General features: G+C 62.3%; 7 protein-coding genes. 5 read left to right on the top strand and 2 right to left on the bottom strand.

What is annotated here, in order from left to right; genetic code table 11:
* Nucleotides 1-402 (bottom strand): peptide-methionine (S)-S-oxide reductase MsrA (msrA, locus tag RMO81_RS08275; protein WP_310475351.1); only part of this gene is annotated, 402 nt, incomplete at its 3' end.
* A 142-nt stretch (nucleotides 403-544) separates the two neighbouring features.
* On the opposite strand from msrA, the gene RMO81_RS08270 reads away from it, so the two are divergent.
* The 5 genes from RMO81_RS08270 (at nucleotide 545) to glnA (ending at nucleotide 5,711) form a co-directional block, all read left to right on the top strand.
* The gene (locus tag RMO81_RS08270; RefSeq protein WP_310475350.1) at nucleotides 545-1,309 is read left to right on the top strand and encodes a LuxR family transcriptional regulator; all 765 of its coding nucleotides are present in this window, start codon (nucleotides 545-547) and stop codon (nucleotides 1,307-1,309) included.
* A gap of 59 nt (nucleotides 1,310-1,368) precedes the next feature.
* Nucleotides 1,369-3,006, top strand: coding sequence for an MFS transporter (locus tag RMO81_RS08265; RefSeq protein ID WP_310475349.1), 1,638 nt, complete (start codon nucleotides 1,369-1,371; stop codon nucleotides 3,004-3,006).
* On the top strand, nucleotides 3,003-3,773 hold the full coding sequence (locus RMO81_RS08260; protein WP_310475347.1) for an SDR family oxidoreductase: 771 nt from the start codon (nucleotides 3,003-3,005) through the stop codon (nucleotides 3,771-3,773). Before RMO81_RS08265 ends, RMO81_RS08260 begins: the two co-directional genes overlap by 4 nt.
* Nucleotides 3,774-3,913: 140 nt before the next feature.
* Nucleotides 3,914-4,252 carry a P-II family nitrogen regulator gene (locus RMO81_RS08255; protein ID WP_086117584.1) on the top strand — a complete coding sequence of 113 codons (339 nt, stop codon included), beginning with the start codon at nucleotides 3,914-3,916 and terminating at the stop codon, nucleotides 4,250-4,252.
* Between the two features lie 49 nt (nucleotides 4,253-4,301).
* Nucleotides 4,302-5,711 (top strand): type I glutamate--ammonia ligase, encoded by a 1,410-nt coding sequence (glnA, locus tag RMO81_RS08250; RefSeq protein WP_310475346.1) that lies wholly within the window; start codon nucleotides 4,302-4,304, stop codon nucleotides 5,709-5,711.
* Nucleotides 5,712-6,147: 436 nt separating this feature from the next.
* On the opposite strand, the gene RMO81_RS08245 is transcribed toward glnA, so the two are convergent.
* On the bottom strand, nucleotides 6,148-6,547 hold a 400-nt coding region (locus RMO81_RS08245; RefSeq protein ID WP_310475345.1), incomplete at its 5' end, for an outer membrane beta-barrel protein.

Raw genomic sequence — 6,547 nt, 5'->3', positions numbered from 1 at the left:
CGGCGCGTTCGGTTCAATCGTCGTGACGATCGGATTGTCCCAACTGTCCTGGTTGCGGGCAATGGCGGCTTCCGCTTCGCCGGCCTGCACACCATTCTGCGGAAAGATCGCCGAACGATATTGGGTGCCGATATCGCCGCCCTGCCGGTTCAGCGTGGTCGGATCGTGGGTGTGGAAGAAGATATCCAGCAATTCCGCATAGCTGATGATGTCCGCATCATAGACGATGCGCACCGCTTCGGTATGGCCGGTGGCGCCGGAGCACACCTGTTCATAGGTGGGATTGTCCCTGTGGCCGCCGATATAGCCGGATTCGACCACTTCGACGCCCTTGAGTTCATTGAAAACCGCTTCGGTGCACCAAAAGCAGCCGCCAGCAATAATAGCAGTGTCGCGCACCATAAGTCCCTCATTGTCAAATATTTGTGATGAAACTATACTAGGTATCTGGTGTTGTCGGGCACCTGAGATAAGCTTGGCTGAGGGGCAGAGCAAGACAGTCGCGCGCGGGCAGGGCGTCGCACCATGATGCACGGGGGCGTGTGTGAGCAGTTTTCAGAATGTCCAGACGTATGTGCGCGCCGTGCGCACCGCGCCGAGCCTGACCGATATCGGCCTGGTGCTGAAGGACGCCACGCGCGCATTTCAGTTCGATCATTTCGCGCTGGCCCAGCGGGTCAACGCTCCCAACCGCCTCGGCCCGGTGCGTCTCACCGATTTTCCTGATCATTGGGTTGAAAATCTGGTGCTGAGTGGCCGGATCGCCGATGATCCGGTGCTGCTGGCCTGCGAACGCAGTGCGGCACCTTTTGCCTGGAGCAATCTCGATTCCATCCTGCCGATGACAGTCCGGCACAAGGCCTATATGACCCAGGCGCGCAGCGCAGGGCTGGCCGAAGGCTATACTGTGCCGATTCATGTGCCGGGCCAAGCCTCTGGGCTGGTCAGCTTCGTGATGGCCGAAGGCCGGCAATTGCCCACGGATTCGCTGCCGGCCGCGCAATATCTCGCCTGTTTCGCGTTCGAGGCGGCACGCCGGCTGAAGCTGAAGATGGCAGGTGATGACCCACCAGAGGGACCGAAACTCACCCAGCGGCAGCTTGATTGCCTGGTGCTGGCGGCGCGCGGCAAATCCAATTGGGTGGCCGGGCAATTGCTGGGCCTGGCCGGCGGCACGGTGCACAAATATCTGGAGGCCGCCAAAACCCGCTATGGCGTCGCCACCCGCACCGAACTGGTTGTTCGCGCCTTGTTCGATGGCCAGCTGGCATTCTCCGATGTGATGGGTGACAGCCACCGGGACGGCTGATAAGCCATCGGCCTGAAGGGGCCGGCTGATGCCCCGCAGCCTTGGGGTGAGCACAGCGGATGGTCGACAGCGAGAGCGAAACCGTCAACGGCAAACCAGTTCCGCCCGTTGGCGGGCCGTATGCCTGGTATGTCCTGGCGCTGCTGGTGCTGGTTTATGTGATGAACTTCATCGACAGGCAGATCCTGTCGATCCTGGCCGAAGACATCAAGCGCGACCTTGGCCTCACCGATGCCCAGCTGGGCTTTCTCTATGGCACGGCGTTCGCTGTGTTTTACGCCCTGTTCGGCGTGCCGATCGGCCGCCTGGCGGATAACTGGGTCCGCACGCGGCTGCTGGCGCTGGGCCTCACCTTGTGGTCGGGGATGACCGCCATGTCGGGCCTGGCTGGCAGTTTCAACCAGTTATCGCTCGCCCGCATTGGCGTTGGCGTCGGCGAAGCGGCGGCTGGCCCGTCGGCCTATTCGATGATTTCCGATTGGTTCCCCAAGGCGCGGCGCGCCACGGCGATCTCCATCTATGCCGCCGGCCTCTATTTGGGCGGCGGCGTGTCGCTGCTGATCGGGGCTGTGGTGGTGAAGGGCTGGAACGCGGCCTATCCCGGCGGCGGCCCGCTGGGGCTGGTCGGCTGGCAGGCGGCATTCATGGCGGTCGGCATTCCGGGGCTGCTGCTGGCCTTGTGGGTGGCGACGCTGATCGAGCCGATCCGCGGCCGTGCCGATGGCCTGCCGCCGCCGGTGCCGATGGCCGGCAAAACCATATTGCGCAATTTCGCCGCCGATCTGGCCAGCGTCATCCCGCCGCTCACCCTGATCAACATGGCGCTGCTCGGCCGCCGTGCGCTGCTGGAAAATATTGCCGTGCTGGCGCTGGTCGCCGGGCTGGTGGCCACGCTGGTGCATTTCACCGGCGAAATCCCGCAATTCCTCGCCGTTGGCACGGGCCTTTATGCGGTGATCAGCTGGGCGCAATCGATCAAGCGCCGCGACAAGCCGACCTATGAAATGATCTGGGGCACCCCGGCCTTCGTGCTCACCATCATTGGTTTCGGCTCGATCAGTTTCGTCGGCTATTCGGTCGGCTTCTGGGCAGCGCCCTATGCCTTGCGCACATTTGCCGAACCGATGCTGGCCAGCGGCGGCCCCATCCCCTGGTATGGCACCAAGGAATCGGTGGCCTTCATTCTGGGCGGCGGCGGCGCGCTCGGCGGCTTTGTCGGCACCATCCTGGGCGGCGTGCTGGGCGATTGGGCCAAGAAACGCCATCCTTCGGGGCGCATCATGGTGGGCGCGCTCGCCACGCTGGTGCCGGCACCGTTCATCTGGCTGCAGTATACCACCAGCGATCTGGCGATGTTCTTCCTGTGCTTTGCCCCCACCACCATTTTTGGATCGATGTATGTCGGTGTCGCCGCGGCCACCACGCAGGATCTGGTGATGCCGCGCATGCGCGGCGCAGCGACCGCCACTTTCTTCATCGGCACCACGCTGTTCGGGTTGGGCCTGGGGCCGTGGTTCACCGGCTTTGTGTCCAGTATCAGCGGCAGCCTGGGCACCGGCGTGCTGGCGCTGCTGTTGATGGCCCCGTTCACCATCACCTGTCTCTATTTCGTCTACCGCCTGCTGCCCGCGGCCGAAGCCACACGGCTCGATCGCGCCCGCGCCGCCGGCGAAATCATCGGAGCCTCTGCTACATGAAGATCGAATCCCTATTCAGCGTCGCCGGCAAGACCGCCGTGGTCACCGGCGGCAGCCGCGGCATTGGCGAGATGATTGCGCGTGCGTTGGTGGAAAACGGCGCGCACGTCATCATCACCAGCCGCAAGATTTCCGATTGCGAAGGTCTCGCTGCCCAGCTCGGCCCGGCCTGCACCGCCATCCCGGCCGATCTGAGCCAGATGGCCGAGATCGAGCGCTTTGCCGCCGCCGTTGCCGCCGTCACGCCCAAGGTCGATATCCTGTTCAACAACGCCGGCGCCTCGTGGGGGGCCGAGTTTGACGCATTCCCCGAAGCCGGCTGGGACAAGGTGATGGACATCAACGTGAAGTCGGTGTTCTTCCTCACCCAGAAACTGGCCCCCCTGCTGGAAGCAGCGGCCAGCCCCGGCAATCTGGCCAAGGTGATCAATATCGGCTCGATCGATGGCCAGCATGTTTCGGATCTGGAAACCTACAGCTATGCCGCCTCCAAGGCCGGCGTGCTGCACATGACGCGAATGATGGCCAAATTCCTGGCCAAGCGGCACATCAACGTGAACGCCATCGCGCCGGGCTTCTTCCCATCGAAAATGACCGCCGTCATCGCCGAGGAGTTCCGCGAAGCTTTCCGCGCCGCCACGCCGATGCAGCGCTGGGGCACGCCCGACGACATGGCCGGGGTGGCGCTGTTCCTGTCCAGCCGGGCCAGTGATTTCCTGTGCGGCAGCGTGATTACCGTGGATGGCGGTTACGCCACGACGGTCTGATTCTGGCGCGCCTGAATCGCCCGCATATGGGCAAAATACCGGTGGCGCGGCATAGTCAAAAAGCGCATTGAATTGGCATCCGGCCCGTGGTTATCGCTACGGGTGTGCATTGATTTTGCCTTCACAGGCGGGGATGGGTCGTGAAAAAGATCGAAGCTGTCATCAAGCCGTTCAAGCTGGATGAAGTGAAAGAAGCGCTGCACGAAGTGGGCGTGTCGGGGATCACCGTCACCGAAGCCAAGGGCTTTGGTCGTCAAAAAGGCCATACCGAACTGTATCGCGGCGCTGAATATGTCGTCGATTTCCTGCCCAAGGTGAAGCTGGAGGTCGTTGTGGACGACGACCAGGTGGAGCGCGTGGTGGAAGCCATCACCAACGCGGCGCGCACCGGGCGGATTGGCGATGGCAAGATATTTGTGTCGCCCATCGAAATGGCCGTGCGCATCCGCACTGGCGAACGCGACAGCGACGCGATCTGATATTTCAAACCCTAATTCAGGCAACCAAGAAACCACAAGGGAAGACCCGATGACCACTGCGGCCGACATTCTGAGCATGATCAAGGAGAAGGAGATCGAGTGGGTCGATCTGCGCTTCACCGATCCCAAGGGCAAGTGGCAGCATCTGACCATGGTCTCGGGCGTCATCGACGAAGACATGCTGAACGATGGTTTCATGTTCGACGGATCGTCCATCGCCGGCTGGAAGGCGATCAACGAAAGCGATATGATCCTGATGCCGGATCTGGATGCGACCTATATCGATCCGTTCTCGGCCACGCCGATGATGATCCTGATTTGCGACATCGTCGAACCGTCGACGGGCCAGCTTTATGGCCGCGATCCGCGCTCCACCGCCAAGCGCGGTGAAGCCTATCTGAAGGCCAGCGGCATCGGCGACACCGTCTATGTCGGCCCGGAAGCCGAATTCTTCGTGTTTGACGATGTGCGCTTTGGCCTTGGCTACAACGAAGGCTTCTTCCACCTCGATGATATCGAACTGCCGACCAACTCAGGCCGCCAGTATGAGCAGGGCAACATGGCCCACCGTCCGCGCGCCAAGGGTGGGTATTTCCCCTGCGCCCCGGTCGACAGCGCCGTTGATCTGCGTGGCGAAATGGTTGCTACCATGTTGGACATGGGCCTGCCTTGCGACAAGCATCACCATGAAGTGGCCTCGGCTCAGCACGAGCTTGGCCTGACCTACGGCAAGCTGGTCGAGACGGCTGATCGCATGCAGGTCTACAAGTACGTGGTTCACCAGGTCGCCCATGCCTATGGCAAGACCGCGACTTTCATGCCCAAGCCGATCAAGGACGACAACGGCAGCGGCATGCACACCCACCTTTCGATCTGGAACGGCAAGACCCCGCTGTTTGCCGGCGACCAATATGCCGGCCTCAGCGAGATGGCGCTGTTCTTCATCGGCGGCATCATCAAGCACGCCAAGGCCTGCAACGCCTTCACCAACCCCGGCACCAACAGCTACAAGCGACTGGTGCCCGGCTTCGAAGCGCCGGTGCTGCTGGCCTATTCCAGCCGCAACCGTTCGGCGTCGTGCCGCATTCCTTATGGCACCGGCGCCAAGTCCAAGCGCGTCGAAGTGCGCTTCCCGGATGCACTGGCCAACCCGTATCTGGCCTATACCGCGTTGCTGATGGCGGGCCTTGATGGCATCGAAAACCGCATCCACCCCGGCCCGGCCATGGACAAGAACCTGTATGACCTGCCGCCGCGCGAACTGAAGAAGGTGCCGACGGTGTGCGCGTCCTTGCGTGAAGCGCTGGCGGCGCTCGACAAGAGCCGGGCGGTGTTCACCAAGGGTGGGGTGTTCACGGATGACCAGATCGATTCGTATATCGAGCTGAAGATGGAAGAGGTGATGCGGTGGGAGATGACGCCGGCGCCGGTTGAATTTGATATGTATTACAGCGCGTAAGCGGCGAGTGGTTAGTGCGCAGCACTAACCACCGTCTCGCGTAGCGCTCGGCCAGCGAGCGAAAAGGGCAGCCCCTCAGGGCTGCCCTTTTTGACTCGTCTGACGACGTGGCTCCGCCACGCACTTTCTTGCTCTTTCCTTCTTCCTTGTCCCCCTCCCAGCCAGCACCGCCGCACCAGTAGCGCGGGCTTGGCCCGCGCTACTGCGCCTCCCTCCCCGCACAGCCGCCGCCCCGCACGGGCAAAGCCCGCGCGACTGGGAGAGCAGCACATCCGGCACGATCGAAAGCGAAGAAAGGAAGACAAGAAAGAGCGCGGCAAAGCCGCGCCGTCGGACGAGTCAAAAAGGGCGGGAGAATGCTCCCGCCCTTTTCGCTCGCCGTCCGTGACTGCACCGAGTCAGACCACAACGCTGCGCGTTGTGGTCAGCCGGCTTGTCAGAACACCACCCCAAACTCCAGCCGTCCCCGCACCTGCGACCGATCCACACCAGCCGCGCCAAACGCCGCCCCCGGCGTGATCCCCGAAACCGACACCAAAGACACTTCCGGCCGTACGAAGAAACGATCAAACGTATAGGTCGGCGTCACCGTCACCGAAAAGGCATTGGAGCCCGGGCCATAAAGGAAATTGGCCGCCGTCGCCCGCGACGCCTTGCTGTCGATATACTCCAGACGCACTGGCAGCGCCCAATTGTCGTCGATCTTGTAACGCGCCAGGAAACCCACGCCCCAATTATCGGCCTTGGTGGTGCCGTTGAAGGCCAGATCAGGCACGCGGGCATATTGGAAATACGGCTGCACCAGCCAGTTTTCGCCGGAATAGCTGTAGATCAGG

The sequence above is a fragment of the Sandarakinorhabdus sp. genome (genome assembly GCF_031422795.1).
Lineage (GTDB): Bacteria > Pseudomonadota > Alphaproteobacteria > Sphingomonadales > Sphingomonadaceae > Sandarakinorhabdus.
The sequence above is the reverse complement of the archived record's forward strand: the minus strand, read 5'-3'. Positions and strand labels throughout refer to the sequence as shown.

Coding starts and splice junctions, on each gene's coding strand:
- RMO81_RS08265 (WP_310475349.1), top strand. CDS start 1,369: ATGGTCGACAGCGAGAGCGAAACCGTCAACGGCAAACCAGTTCCGCCC.
- RMO81_RS08260 (WP_310475347.1), top strand. CDS start 3,003: ATGAAGATCGAATCCCTATTCAGCGTCGCCGGCAAGACCGCCGTGGTC.
- glnA (WP_310475346.1), top strand. CDS start 4,302: ATGACCACTGCGGCCGACATTCTGAGCATGATCAAGGAGAAGGAGATC.